Origin of the sequence: Yeguia hominis, from assembly GCF_014384705.1 — a bacterium.
Lineage (GTDB): Bacteria > Bacillota > Clostridia > Oscillospirales > Acutalibacteraceae > Yeguia > Yeguia hominis.
This window is the reverse complement of record NZ_JACRSN010000004.1, coordinates 106,823-119,765: the sequence shown is the minus strand read 5'-3', so window position 1 is coordinate 119,765 and position 12,943 is coordinate 106,823. Positions and strand designations below refer to the sequence as shown.

At 57.2% G+C, this 12,943-nt stretch carries 10 protein-coding genes and 1 tRNA gene; 4 read left to right on the top strand and 7 right to left on the bottom strand.

The features are described from left to right. Positions 1-9 precede the first annotated feature (9 nt). The 5 genes from IAG03_RS04040 to IAG03_RS04020 all read right to left on the bottom strand — a co-directional run bounded on the left by IAG03_RS04040 (position 10) and on the right by IAG03_RS04020 (position 4,308). Positions 10-1,227: a sodium ion-translocating decarboxylase subunit beta gene (locus IAG03_RS04040; protein WP_430472437.1), complete on the bottom strand. Its 1,218-nt coding sequence runs from the start codon at positions 1,225-1,227 to the stop codon at positions 10-12. A gap of 70 nt (positions 1,228-1,297) precedes the next feature. Continuing rightward, entirely contained in the window at positions 1,298-1,657 is a 360-nt protein-coding gene (locus IAG03_RS04035) for an acyl-CoA carboxylase biotin carboxyl carrier protein subunit (protein ID WP_249318530.1), read from the bottom strand. A 34-nt stretch (positions 1,658-1,691) separates the two neighbouring features. Further along, the gene (locus tag IAG03_RS04030) at positions 1,692-1,970 is read right to left on the bottom strand and encodes an OadG family protein (RefSeq protein WP_249318529.1); all 279 of its coding nucleotides are present in this window, start codon (positions 1,968-1,970) and stop codon (positions 1,692-1,694) included. Positions 1,971-3,438: 1,468 nt separating this feature from the next. Next, complete coding sequence (locus IAG03_RS04025; RefSeq protein ID WP_249318528.1) at positions 3,439-3,951, bottom strand: zinc-ribbon domain-containing protein; 513 nt, start codon at positions 3,949-3,951, stop codon at positions 3,439-3,441. A gap of 271 nt (positions 3,952-4,222) precedes the next feature. Beyond that, positions 4,223-4,308, bottom strand: a tRNA-Ser gene (locus IAG03_RS04020). 156 nt (positions 4,309-4,464) lie between these two features. On the opposite strand from IAG03_RS04020, the gene asnS reads away from it, so the two are divergent. The 4 genes from asnS (at position 4,465) to secF (ending at position 10,965) form a co-directional block, all read left to right on the top strand. Beyond that, the gene (gene asnS / locus IAG03_RS04015; RefSeq protein ID WP_249318527.1) at positions 4,465-5,859 is read left to right on the top strand and encodes an asparagine--tRNA ligase; all 1,395 of its coding nucleotides are present in this window, start codon (positions 4,465-4,467) and stop codon (positions 5,857-5,859) included. A gap of 1,291 nt (positions 5,860-7,150) precedes the next feature. Beyond that, a complete protein-coding gene (locus IAG03_RS04010) occupies positions 7,151-8,431 on the top strand; it encodes an aspartate aminotransferase type Ic (protein ID WP_249318526.1) in 1,281 nt (426 codons plus the stop codon). Positions 8,432-8,602: 171 nt separating this feature from the next. Then, complete coding sequence (locus tag IAG03_RS04005) at positions 8,603-10,012, top strand: preprotein translocase subunit SecD (RefSeq protein WP_249318525.1); 1,410 nt, start codon at positions 8,603-8,605, stop codon at positions 10,010-10,012. Beyond that, on the top strand, positions 10,009-10,965 hold the full coding sequence (gene secF, locus IAG03_RS04000; protein ID WP_249318524.1) for a protein translocase subunit SecF: 957 nt from the start codon (positions 10,009-10,011) through the stop codon (positions 10,963-10,965). The genes IAG03_RS04005 and secF overlap by 4 nt, the downstream gene beginning before the upstream one ends. Before the next feature lie 138 nt (positions 10,966-11,103). On the opposite strand, the gene IAG03_RS03995 is transcribed toward secF, so the two are convergent. Both IAG03_RS03995 and IAG03_RS03990 read right to left on the bottom strand, forming a co-directional pair. Continuing rightward, positions 11,104-11,934, bottom strand: a complete 831-nt coding sequence (locus tag IAG03_RS03995; RefSeq protein WP_249318523.1) for a Cof-type HAD-IIB family hydrolase — start codon at positions 11,932-11,934, stop codon at positions 11,104-11,106. 9 nt (positions 11,935-11,943) lie between these two features. After that, on the bottom strand, positions 11,944-12,246 hold the full coding sequence (locus IAG03_RS03990; protein WP_249318522.1) for a hypothetical protein: 303 nt from the start codon (positions 12,244-12,246) through the stop codon (positions 11,944-11,946). Between the last annotated feature and the right edge of the window lie 697 nt (positions 12,247-12,943).

The following is a 12,943-nucleotide window of genomic DNA, read 5'->3' as shown; positions in this document are numbered from 1 at the left end:
ACACCTCCATTAAGCGGCGCCGAACAGCGCGAGCAGTACGCCCGCCGCGATTGCGGAGCCGATAACGCCGGCTACGTTCGGACCCATTGCATGCATGAGCAGGAAGTTGCCCGGATTTTCCTTCTGTCCGACAACCTGCGAAACACGGGCTGCCATCGGAACAGCGGAAACACCGGCCGAGCCGATCAGCGGATTGATCTTCTCTTTGAGGAAGAGGTTCATCAGTTTTGCGAGCAGCACGCCGCCGGCAGTACCGAGGCCGAACGCGACAACGCCCATGACGATGATCTTGAGGGTCGAAACGCTCAGGAAGGTTGCGGCAGTTGCCGTTGCACCGACGGAGACGCCGAGGAAGATCGTGACGATGTTCATCAGCTCGTTCTGTGCGGTCTTGTTGAGACGATCCGCAACGCCGGTCTCACGGAAGAGGTTGCCGAGCATCAGGCAGCCGACCAGCGGAGCCGCGGACGGAACCAGAAGCGCAACAAAGATGGTAACCACAAACGGGAAGAGAATCTTTTCGGTCTTGGAAACCGGACGCAGCTGCTTCATGGTGATCATGCGCTCTTTTTTCGTTGTGAGGAGCTTCATGATCGGCGGCTGGATGACCGGAACAAGCGCCATGTAGGAGTAAGCGGCGACCGCGATCGGTCCGAGCAGCCAGGGCGCCAGGCGGGTCGTGACATAGATGGCCGTCGGGCCGTCTGCACCGCCGATGATGCCGATGGAGCTTGCTTCCTGACCGGTAAAGCCGAGCAGGCGGGAACCGATGTAGGTGATGAAGATGCCGAGCTGTGCAGCAGCGCCGAGCAGCAGGCTCTTCGGGTTTGCGATCAGCGGGCCGAAATCGGTCATTGCGCCGACGCCGAGGAAGATCAGGCACGGATAGATGCCGAGCTTGACGCCGAGATAGAGAATGTCGATCAGGCCGATGGAGATCGATTTTCCAACCGCTACGGAATTGAGAACCGTTCCGGAAACGCCGGAGGACGCCAGCTCATTGAGGAACTCCTGCGTAACGGTTGCGCCGCCGATCAGATCCCAGTGGATGTGTCCGCCGGCGAACAGAATTTCGTGATACATTTCCGCACCGGGGAGGTTGGTCAGCAGCATGCCGAAGGAGATCGGCAAAAGCAGCAGCGGCTCGAATTTCTTGACGATTGCGAGATAGGAGAGCACCAGCGCGATGACGATCATCACAAGGCATTTCCAGTTGTTCGCAATCATGCTGAAACCGGTCTGGTTGATAAAATTTAAAATAACGTCCATGTAATTGTCCCTCCAATGTATGCCGCGATTAGCCCAGTACGCAGAGGAGTGTTCCGGCTTCCACGGCTGAGCCCTTGGAAGTATTTACGGACAGAACCTTTCCGTCGATCGGGGACATAATTTCATTTTCCATTTTCATCGCCTCGAGAACCATCAGAACCTGGCCCTTTTTCACGGCGTCGCCGGAAGCAACATTCAGGCTGAGAATGGTGCCGGGCATCGGACTTGTGATCTTCTCGCCGCCTGCCGGAGCAGCAGCCGGAGCCGGAGCAGCCGCAGGTGCGGGCGCAGCAGCAGCCGGAGCAGCAGCCTTCGCGTCATTCTCGCTGACGAGCTCGAGTTCGATTTCATAGTTGGTGCCGTTGACATTCACACGATATTTTTTCATTACTGCCACCTCATCACAGAAAATATTTTGGGGTTCATACGCGCTTTACAGAATGGATACGAATGCCGGAGACATCTGTCGCAAGATCTTCCGCCACCGCCGCAGAAACGGCGGCAATGAAAGCCGGCCTGTCTGCAATGGCCTCATTTGCTGCGGGAGCCGCCGGAGCCGGAGCGCCAGCGCCTGCTGTCTGGCTGTCTTTTTTCGAGAAGGATTTATAGAGCGTGCTCATGATGGTGCAGAGCACGATGATGCAAATCAATCCGATGAAAACGGTCCCGATTCCCATGAGGACAACAAATCCATTAGACATATCGATGTACCTCCTTTCAGGAAAAATCATTCCTTCATAGATCCGGTTTTTGACCCGTATGATGGAGAAAAAAGAACAAAGGATAAAATTTGACGAAAAACGTAAAAATTACGAATTTGCCAAATTTACCAAAGATATCATAACATTATGAGTACGTCAAGGCAACAGAAAATTCATGTTGTTAACAATTTATTTACAATTTAAATCGGCTGTATGGTTTCCCAAACGGGCAAAAAGCCGCCGTGCGGGAATACGTTTGCAGGAAGATTGCCAGGAAGAGTGCATAGAAAGCCGGGTCTCAGCAACAGGATGCCCGATCCCCGGAAAACCATACAGTCCGCCGCGCGAAATTTTCTGGGCGTCCGCCGCGCCCGCCGAAATACACGCCGGTGCGCACACAAAAATACCTGTCGCCGCGCCCTATCGGAACGCTGCACAACCCATGCGCCGCAAAAACGCCGTCCGCCGCGCGTACCCGAAACGCCCGCCGGAATACACGCCGGTGCGCACGCAAAAATACCTGTCGCCGCGCCCTATCGGAACGCTGCACAACCCAGCGCCGCAAAAACGCCCGCCGGGACGCCCGCACGGCACGGGACACGCCCGCCGGAATACACGCCGGTGCGCACGCAAAAATACCTGTCGCCGCGCCCTATCGGAACGCTGCACAAGCCATGCGCCGCAAAAACGCCGTCCGCCGCGCGTACCCGAAACGCCCGCCGGGACGCCCGCACGGCATCGGGACACGCCCGCCGAAACGTCCGCCCGCAACACAGCGCGCAGGATATGCAGCGGAATCGTGCACGACGTACGCGTAGAAACCCGTGTATGGCAACGCCCGCCAAACGCGCACCGAGAGGAACAACGCACGCCCAGCCGCAAGACCTGCACCACGCGCGCAAAACGCCGCCCAAAGTCGGGACACGTCCGCCGCGCCCGCCGGAATACACGCCGGTGCGCACGCAAAAATACCTGTCGCCGCGCCCTATCGGAACGCTGCACAACCCAGCGCCGCAAAAACGCCGTCCGCCGCGCGTACCCGAAACGCCCGCCGAAACGCCCGCCCGCAACACAGCGCGCAGGACATGCAGCGGAATCGTGTATCCTGCGCCGAAGCACAGCGCAGGATTGCAGAGCCGTATAACACATAAAACATCTCCATCCTATATAAAGAAAAAAAGGACCGCGCGGTGCGGCCCCATTGCTCGTTTCTAAAATGAATGTCTGCCCGATTTAATCTGCCCGGACTTCCGCCGGCGTTTTTGCGTTTTCATTCGCGTGTTCAAGATCCGCGCGGCGCTCCTGCGAAAGCCTGCCGGTTCAGGCGCATCCAATTCTGCAGGAAATTTTGCGCGAAATGACCCGTACCGCGCGCTGCATCCGCCGGGCGTGTCCGGATCGAACCGGCGTTTTCGGCTGCGCAGGCGGTTCTGCCTGCGCCCGCAAAACCCGCCAAAAGGGCAGCGGCTTATTGCAGCAGGCGGATTTTCCCGATAAGCGGCAGCTCCTTGGCTTTTCCGTTTACCACATTGACAATTCCCCAGACGGCGAACACGACAAACAGCATCGAGACCAGCAAAAACAGCTTGTCCACGATCAGCACGGCAATGTGCGGCATGCAAAGCGAGAGCAGCAGCACCAGCGTCCGGGTCACGATCTGGTAGGCGATTTCTCCGATGAAGAGCAAAAGGCCCTGGTTCGCATGAAAGCGCACAAACGGCGACTTCTTGCCGAGGAAGATCGGGAAGAGCACCAGAATCGAGAGATAGGCGAGCACCGAAAGCCCCAAGCCGCTCTGGATGTCCGCAGACGAAAACTCGGCGGTGTGATCGGCGGTGTTCTGAAATTCGGTGACGGCGTCCTCAATTTTTTGCGCGGCCTCTTCGACTTTGGTCGGCTCCGGTTCTATCGTTTTGCCGCAGGCGCTGCAGAATCGGGAGGCGTCCGGAATCTGTGCGCCGCAAAATGGACAGGTTTTCAAAGCAGTCAGCTCCTTTTTCAAAATCATCAGAGAATAAACCGAAACGGGATCGGATAGAGATATCATCGGATAGAAATGATATATATATAATGAAAAGGGATCCCGATGGGATACGGCACGGCGGCCGCGCCCCGCAGAAAAAGCCCGCGCAGGCGTAAATTTAGCGCGCACAAGCATAGCCGGCCCGCGCAAGCGGAACTCTCTGTGTGCGGTGTAGGCAGGAACAAAAACAAGAAAAAAGCCGTCACGAACAATCTCGTTCGCGACGGCATGGCGGAGAGGATGCGACTCGAACGCACAACACCTTGCGGTGCACCACATTTCCAATGTGGCTCCTTACCATTAGAATACCTCTCCATGTGTACTCTCAACAGCGCTTTCCTATTATATCCGATACAAAATGAAAAATCAAGGTCTTTTTTACAATTTTTTGAAAAAAAGATTCGCGTTTCGTTTTTGGGTATGCTATAATAGATTACATTCCGATTCTATCGATATATGGGAGGAAACGAGATGCAGAGAACAGAGATCCGTGCGCTCTATGCGGGGGCTTCCCAATATGCCGGCCAGCGTGTGACGGTCTGCGGATGGGTCAGAACCATCCGGGATTCCAAAACGCTCGGGTTTATTGACCTCAACGATGGAAGCTGCTTCAAAGGCGTGCAGATTGTATTTGAAGCGGAGCACGTAGAAAACTATAAGGAAATCGCCAAACAGAACGTCGGCGCGGCGCTCCGGGTGACGGGCATTTTTGTCGAAACGCCGGAAGCCAAGCAGCCGTTTGAAATTCACGCCCGGGAAATCGCGGTCGAAGGCACATCCACGCCGGATTATCCGCTGCAGAAGAAGCGCCACTCGGTGGAGTATCTGCGCACCATCGCGCATCTGCGTCCCCGGACGAACCTCTTCAGCGCAGCGTTCCGTGTGCGGTCGGCTGCGGCGTTTGCCATTCACAAATTTTTCCAGGAGCGCGGGTTCGTCTACGCGCATACCCCGCTGATTACGGCGAGTGACTGCGAGGGCGCGGGGGAGATGTTCCGCGTCACGACGCTCGACCTCGAAAACGTTCCGCGTACAGAGAGCGGGGAGGTCGATTATTCGAAAGACTTCTTCGAGAAGCCGGCGTCCCTGACGGTTTCCGGACAGCTTGAAGGCGAGTGCATGGCGCTTGCATTCGGGAAAATCTACACGTTCGGGCCGACCTTCCGCGCGGAGAAGTCCTATACCCAGCGCCACGCGGCGGAGTTCTGGATGATCGAACCGGAAATCGCCTTTGCCGATCTCCAGGATGACATGGCGCTTGCAAAGGATATGATCCAGTTTATCATCCGCTATGTGATGGAGACCTGCCAGCAGGATCTGGCGTTCTTCAATCAGTTCGTCGATAAGGGACTCTTGGAGCGCCTTTCGCACGTGGCAGAGTCGGATTTCGGACACATCACCTACACGGAAGCGATTGAAATCCTCGAAAAGGTGAACGACCGCTTCGAATATAAAGTCCATTGGGGCAGCGATCTGCAGACCGAGCACGAAAAATACCTGACCGAACAGGTGTTCGGCCGTCCGGTGTTCGTGACGGATTACCCCAAGGAGATCAAGGCGTTTTACATGCGGCTCAATGACGACGGCAAAACGGTCGCCGCGGTGGATCTTCTGGTGCCCGGCATCGGCGAGATCATCGGCGGCAGCCAGCGTGAGGAGCGCGAGGATGTGCTGCTCGGCCGCCTTGCAGAGCTGGGACTCAACCCGGCGGACTACTGGTGGTATCTCGATCTGCGGAAATACGGCGGCGTCCAGCACGCCGGGTTCGGTCTCGGCTTTGAGCGGATGGTCATGTATCTGACCGGCATTTCGAATATCCGCGACGTGCTGCCTTTCCCGCGTACGACCGGATCCGCAGAATTTTAAGCGCTAGATTTTTAAGCGCTTACGAACAGGGTTTGTTTCGTGCGGCCTGCACAAATCGCCGCGAGTGCGGCGTGCACGCAGGCGGAAGGTTCCTTTCGTGTAGAAGTGTTTGTCCGTGCATTTGGCGGTCAGCGGTTTTGCACAAGGGTTCATTTGCAGACGCATTCCAGGCGCACAGAAAAACGCTGCTGCTTCGTTTTGGCTGCAGCAGCCGGGCCGGGCTTCCCGGCAGGAACGTTGCAAGACATTGGAAAAGGCGCGCGGGGAAGCGTTCTCCGCCGCCTTTCGTTATCTGGACGGATGCAGGGCAGCGTTCGTCCGGCACGCCGGACTTTACGCAAAAGACTGCGCCGCGCTTTCTTGTTTGGCGAGCGTTTGCACGTTATACCGGCGGCATTTGTGCCGCGAGATGGCGCGCCGCGCCGGCTCTCTCACGCGGAGCGTTTGCGCCGTCTCACGTACCGGCCTTTTCTTGTCCGTCCTGCGCGGCTTTGCAACGCGGACGCCCGGCTTGCGCGTCGATCTGCGCAGTTCCGGTCTTTTGCACAGAGCGTTTGCGCCGCAGGCGTCCGGCCGCGATTTGTGTTCGATGCCAGCTGATCTGCTTTTCGGCGCGCGGTGCACCGTACCCTGCGCCGCGGTTCTGCTTTGCCCGACGGATTCGATCCGCCGCGGGCGCCCGGCTTGCGCCGTCTCACGTACCGGCCTTTTCTTGTCCGTCCTGCGCGGCTTTGCAACGCGGGCGCCCGGCTTGCGCGCCGATCTGCGCAGTTCCGGTCTTTTGCACGGAGCGTTTGCGCCGCAGGCGTCCGGCCGCGATTTGTGTTCGATGCCAGCTGATCTGCTTTTCGGTGCGCGGTGCACCGTGCCCTGCGCTGCGGTTCTGCTTTGCCCGACGGATTCGATCCGCCGCAGGCGCCCGGCTTGCACCGTCTCAGGCACCGGCCTTTTCTTGTCCGTCCTGCGCGGCTTTGCGCCGCAGGCGTCCGGCCGCGATTTGTGTTCGATGCCAGCTGATCTGCTCTTCGGCGCGCGGTGCACCGTACCTGCGCCGCGGTTCTGCTTTGCTCGACGGCTTCGATCCGCTGTAGGCGCCCGGCTTGCACCGGCGGCCTTCGCACGCAAACCGTTCTATCCGGAATAGACAGAAAGCGGTTTAGAATCGGGCGTTTCGTGGTGAAAATGCGGAAAATGCAGGAATTTGCTTTTAAACTTGCATTTTTGCTGGTGAAGAGTTAAAATGTTTATGGTTTCACAAGATTTTTTGCATATTATTTGAAGAGGAGTGTTCATGTTGAACTTGAAGGAACTGACGAAGGAACAACTTTCGGAGCAACAGAAAACGCTGACGGAACGCTATCGCGCGCTTTGTACAGAGGGCAACCATCTGCTCTTGACCCGCGGAAAACCCTGCACCGAGCAGCTTGACCTGTCGATGGGCATGCTCGACGTTTTGACCTCTTCTTCGGATATGCAGTCCTCCGGCGGGGAGGACTGCCGCAACTACGGTAATCCGGACGGCCTTCCGCTTGCCCGGAAGCTCTTCGGCGACCTGCTGGATGCGCCGGAAGAGTCCATTATTATCGGAAATAACTCGAGCCTTAGCATCATGTTCGACGTGATTTCCTGCGCCGTGACGCATGGGTTCGGCGGATGCCAGCCCTGGGGCAAGCAGCAGGAGGTCAAATTCCTGTGTCCTGTGCCGGGCTATGACCGCCATTTTTCGGTCACGGAATATTTCGGCCTGACGATGATCCCGATTCCCATGACGGCGACCGGCCCGGATATGGACCAGGTCGAAGCGTATGTCGAACACGACCCGACAGTCAAGGGCATCTGGTGCGTGCCGAAGTACTCGAATCCGCAGGGCATCACCTACTCGGACGAGACGGTGCGCCGGTTTGCCGCGCTCAGGCCTGCTGCGAAGGATTTCCGGATCTTCTGGGATAACGCCTACTGCGTCCATGACCTGACCGACACGCCGGATCAGCTTTTGAGCCTCTTCGACGCCTGCAAGGAGCAGGATTCGCTCGAATTTCCGATCATGTTTGCGTCCAGCTCCAAGATCACCTTTGCCGGCGCGGGCGTCTCGGCGGTTTCCGCGTGGGGCAGCACGCTTGCGGATTTGAGAAAGCATTTTTCCGTCAAAACCATCGGGCCGGATAAACTCAACCAGCTCAGCCACATCCGGTTCCTCAAGGATAAGGCCGGCGTTCTGGCGCTTATGAAAAAGCACCGCGCCATTTTGCAGCCGAAGTTCCGCGCGCTGGTCGAAACGCTCGATACCGAGCTTGCCGGAACGGGCGCGGCGGAGTGGACGAATCCCCGCGGCGGATATTTTGTCAGCGTCGATGTGATGGAGGGCTGCGCCGGGCGCGTGGTTGCGCTCTGCAAAGACGCCGGCGTGATTTTGAACCCGCCGGGCTCGACCTATCCCTACGGCAAAGACCCGAAGGACTCGAACATCCGGCTGGCGCCGTCGTTCCCGCCGGTTTCAGAAGTCCAAAAGGCTGCGGAAATTTTCGCTGTCTGCACAAAGCTGGCGGCAGTTGAGCACCTTTTACAAAAATAGGGGATACAATTCCTGCAGGATGATAAATTTCGTGCAAATTGTTGACTTCTGCGCGAAAAAACAATATAATAGAATCTATGGCATTTGCGAGCATGCAGATAAGCCGGAGGAGGATGCGTCCGGCTTGTTTGTGTGCCCGCAGAATTTATTTTCAACAAGGAGGACATGCCCATGAAGCGGGTAAAAAAGCCGGTCTTCTTTATTGTTGCTGCAATCATCCTGTTTTTTACGATTACGGCGGCATTCGGAATTTCCGGCCAGAACGGTGATAACAAGATCACCTATTTGAAAGGCGTCAGCGATATCCGGTGGGGTATCGATATCCGCGGTGGTGTGGAAGCAACCTTTACGCCGGCAACCGACGAAAAGGCGACCAAAGAGCAGATCGATTCTGCCAAGGCAATCATCGAGACGCGTCTGGTGTCGAGCAACATCACCGACTATGAACTGTATACCGACTACAACCAGGATCGGATTATCGTCCGGTTCCCGTGGAAAAACGACGAGGCGAATTTCGATCCGGAAGAGGCCATCAACGAGATTTCCGCAACGGCGCTTCTGACCTTCCGCGAGGGAATGGAATATGAAACAGCGACGACCGGCGCGGACGGCGAGATGGTGTATCAGACGCCGACCGGCGTGACGGCCGAACATATCATCCTGCAGGGGGACGACATCGTCAAAGCCGAGCCCCAGATGATGCAGGATCAGCAGACCGGTACCATGAAATACATCGTTTCACTGGAGCTGAGCGACAGCGCGGCAAAGACCTTTGCCGATGCGACCAAAGAGCTCCAGGGAAAAGTCATTTCCATCTGGATGGATGATGTCATGATCTCCTACCCGACGGTAAACGCCGTCATCACCGATGGAAAATGCACGATTGAAGGCGACTTTACGGCGGAAGAGGTTTCTGCGCTTGCATCCAAGATCAGCGCCGGCGCCCTGCCGTTTGCCCTCAAAACCGAAAACTTCAGCACCGTCAACCCGACGCTTGGAATGTCCTCTTTAAATGCGATGGCAATTGCCGGCATCATTGCGTTCTGCCTCGTTGCCATTCTGATGATCGTCCTGTTCCGTCTGCCGGGCGTGGTCGCGGTCATTTCCCTTTTGGGACAGATCGCGCTCAGCTTCGCGGCGGTTTCGGGCTACTTCTCCTTCATTAAGAGCTTTACGATGACGCTGCCGGGCATCGCCGGTATCATCCTCTCGATCGGTATGGGCGTTGACGCCAATATCATCACGGCAACCCGAATCAAAGAAGAAATCTGGATGGGCAAGACCATCGACGGCGCGATCAAGAACGGCGATGAAAACAGCATCTCCGCGATCTTCGACGGCAACATCACCGTCATCATCGTTGCGCTGATTTTGATGCTCGTCTTTGGACCGACCAACATTCTTTCCTCGATCTTCGGCGCTTCGACGACCGGATCGATCTATTCCTTCGGGTACACGCTGCTCATCGGCATCATCGGCAACTTCCTGATGGGCGTGGTTGCGACCCGTCTCATGACAAAGTCACTTTCGGGCTTTAAGGTGTTCCGCAAGAAATGGTTGTTCGGAGGTGCCGCAAAATGAAACAGTTTCACATCCGCTTTTTTGAAAATAGAAAAAAGTACTACCTGATTTCGCTTGCGATCATCCTGATCGGGCTGATCGTAAACGTCATTTTCGGCACACAGATGGACATCCAGTTTACCGGCGGCGCGGTGATTAAATATTCCTTCACCGGCGAAGTCAACCAGGACGAAATTGCGTCCATCGTTTCGGATGCAACCGGAAAAAATACCGTCTCTGTTGTGATCAACGAAAACGTCAAGACCGCTGACGGCACAGAGGGCCTGAAAAACGCGACCGTCTCCTTCGGCGGCACGGATTCCATCTCCCTCGAAGAGCAGTCGGCTGTCATGGAGAAGCTCAATGCCGCTTATCCGGACGCCGGGTTTGAGGTTGTCAGCTCGAACTCTGTCAATCCGGTCATGGGCAAGTCCTTTTTCCTCAAATGCCTCATCGCCGTGCTGATCGCGGCGGTGCTGCTGATCGTCTATATCGCGCTGCGGTTCCGCAAAATCGGCGGCGCTGCGTCCGGTGTTATGGCCATTGTCGCGCTGCTGCACGACGTGGTGATCGTGTACTTTACCTTTGTGATCTTCCGGATCCCGCTCAACGACAACTTTATCGCGGTTATCCTGACGATCCTCGGATATTCGCTCAACGATACCATCGTGGTGTATGACCGTATCCGTGAAAACCGCCGTCTGCTCGGCCCGAAGGTGGAGTACAGCGTCCTGCTCAATACGAGTATCAACCAGACGCTGACCCGTTCGATCTACACGTCGCTTGCGACGTTTATTTCCGTCGCCGTCGTGTTCGTGGTCGGCATGATTTACGATCTTTCCTCCATCACGACGTTTGCGCTTCCGATGATGGTCGGCGTTGTGGCCGGATGCTTCTCGTCGGTCTGCATTGCCGGTCCGCTGTATACCGCCTGGCAGTATCACAAAAAGAACAAGGCCGAAAAAGCAGCGTAAGGCTGCGCGTGTAAGCTGCGCAAGAAGTTTTACAGGAATCAAAAGAGCTGTCCTGCAGGTGCAGGGCAGCTTTTTTGTATAAAAAAGCGTGCGCCTGAAAACAGACACACGCAAAATGGCAGGATCAAACCGGGCGGTTCAGCCGCGCTGCGAGAGCGCGAACTGCTCAATCGCGTAGGCAACACCGTCCGCGTCGTTGGTTTTTGTGATGCGGTCTGCCATGTTCCGAACCTCCGGAATCGCGTTTTCCATGGCCACGGCAAGTCCGGCAAACTCCATCATGGTAAAATCGTTGCAGTTGTCGCCGACCGCCATGGTTTCTTCGGCGGTCAGGTGTAGATGGCTGCAAAGCTGCCGGAGGCCTTCGCCTTTATCGGCGGTCGCGGAGTTGATTTCGAGGTTGTTCTGCAGGGAAGAGGAGAGCTGCAGCGGCAGCGGCTTTAACAGATCCCAGACCGTTTGCCGCTCTTCCAGCGTCCGGAAAAATACATGCAACTTGTCCGCGGGCGCGTGTTTGGCGCGGATCAGGGCGCGGACATCGGGCGTCGGCGTCCGGCTTTCGCGGACGACCCGCTGAAAGGAATCAAAGACGTAGCGCTCCAAATTTGCAAGACACGCGGCGTCGACAAAGACCTCCGGGCCGAAAAAGAATTCCAGCATCACATCCCGGCCGGCAAGCACATCGAGAATTTTTTCCTGCATGGGGTAGGAGAGCTTGTTCTCGTAGATGGTCTCTCCGGAAGTAAGATCCAGCACGCTCGACCCGTTTCCGCAGACCAGGTAGTGCATGTCAGGAACCAGCTTGAGCAGCGGCCGCATTTCGGGAAGCGTCCGGCCGGTGCAAAAGACCACCTGGATGCCGCTTGCGATGCCGGCATGAATGGCGGCGGCCGTTTTGGGGCTGAGGTCGCGGTTGGAATCCAGCGCGGTGCCGTCGAGATCCAGCGCGATGAGTTTGATTGGCTTCATGATTGACTCCTATCTATCGGGATGAAATGAATTACGGGATTTCATGCGATCCGGGTTCAAAAAACGCGAGTCCGGCTGTTTGGTGTCGGCGCCTGAAATGCGGCGCTTGCACATGCAATTCAACAGGAAAGCGGCATTCCCGATCTTGGCCGGAATCCGCAATACAAAACCGGACGCAGCGAAGAAGGGCAGCAGATCCGGCGCAGCATGTGCCGCACCGGCGTTTTCTTGTCCGTCCTGCGCCGCTTTGCAATGCAGGCGCCCGGCTTGCACCGGCTCACGCGCCGCACCGGCGGGCTTTTCGTCCGGCACACCGGGCTTTACGCCAAAGACTGCGCCGCGCTTTCTTGCTTGGCGGGTGTTCACACGTTATGCCGGCGGCGTTCGTACCGCGAGATGGTGCGCCGGGCGTTCAGTCCCGCCAAAATGCGGGGCGCAGAACGCGAAACGCGCGACAGACTGCGGCGGGGTGCAATGTGAAACCGGACGCAGCGAAGAAGGGCAGCCGATCCGGCGCAGCATGTGCCGCACCGGCGTTTTCTTGTCCGTCCTGCGCCGCTTTGCAATGCAGGCGCCCGGCTTGCACCGGCTCACGCGCCGCACCGGCGGGCTTTTCGTCCAGCACACCGGGCTTTACACCAAAGACTGCGCCGCGGTTTCTTGCTTGGCGGGTGTTCGCACGTTATGCCGGCGGCGTTCGTGCCGCGAGATGGTGCGCCGGCTCACGCGCCGCACCGGCGGGCTTTTCGTCCGGCACACCGGGCTTTACACCAAAGACTGCGCCGCGGTTTCTTGCTTGGCGGGTGTTCGCACGTTATGCCGGCGGCGTTCGTGCCGCGAGATGGTGCGCCGGGCATTCAGTCTTGCCAAAACGCGGGGCGCAGAACGCGAAACGCGCGACAGACTGCGGCGGGGTGCAATGTGAAACCGGACGCAGCGAAGAAGGGCAGCCGATCCGGCGCAGCATGTGCCGCACCGGCGGGCTTTTCGTCCGGCACACCGGGCTTTA

What these genes read in the sequence shown, in the direction of transcription:
- IAG03_RS04010 (WP_249318526.1), top strand. Translation starts at nt 7,151, where the DNA reads ATGTTGAACTTGAAGGAACTGACGAAGGAACAACTTTCGGAGCAACAG.
- IAG03_RS04040 (WP_430472437.1), bottom strand. Translation starts at nt 1,227, where the DNA reads ATGATTGCGAACAACTGGAAATGCCTTGTGATGATCGTCATCGCGCTG.
- IAG03_RS04030 (WP_249318529.1), bottom strand. Translation starts at nt 1,970, where the DNA reads ATGTCTAATGGATTTGTTGTCCTCATGGGAATCGGGACCGTTTTCATC.
- IAG03_RS04005 (WP_249318525.1), top strand. Translation starts at nt 8,603, where the DNA reads ATGAAGCGGGTAAAAAAGCCGGTCTTCTTTATTGTTGCTGCAATCATC.
- secF (WP_249318524.1), top strand. Translation starts at nt 10,009, where the DNA reads ATGAAACAGTTTCACATCCGCTTTTTTGAAAATAGAAAAAAGTACTAC.
- IAG03_RS04035 (WP_249318530.1), bottom strand. Translation starts at nt 1,657, where the DNA reads ATGAAAAAATATCGTGTGAATGTCAACGGCACCAACTATGAAATCGAA.
- IAG03_RS03995 (WP_249318523.1), bottom strand. Translation starts at nt 11,934, where the DNA reads ATGAAGCCAATCAAACTCATCGCGCTGGATCTCGACGGCACCGCGCTG.
- asnS (WP_249318527.1), top strand. Translation starts at nt 4,465, where the DNA reads ATGCAGAGAACAGAGATCCGTGCGCTCTATGCGGGGGCTTCCCAATAT.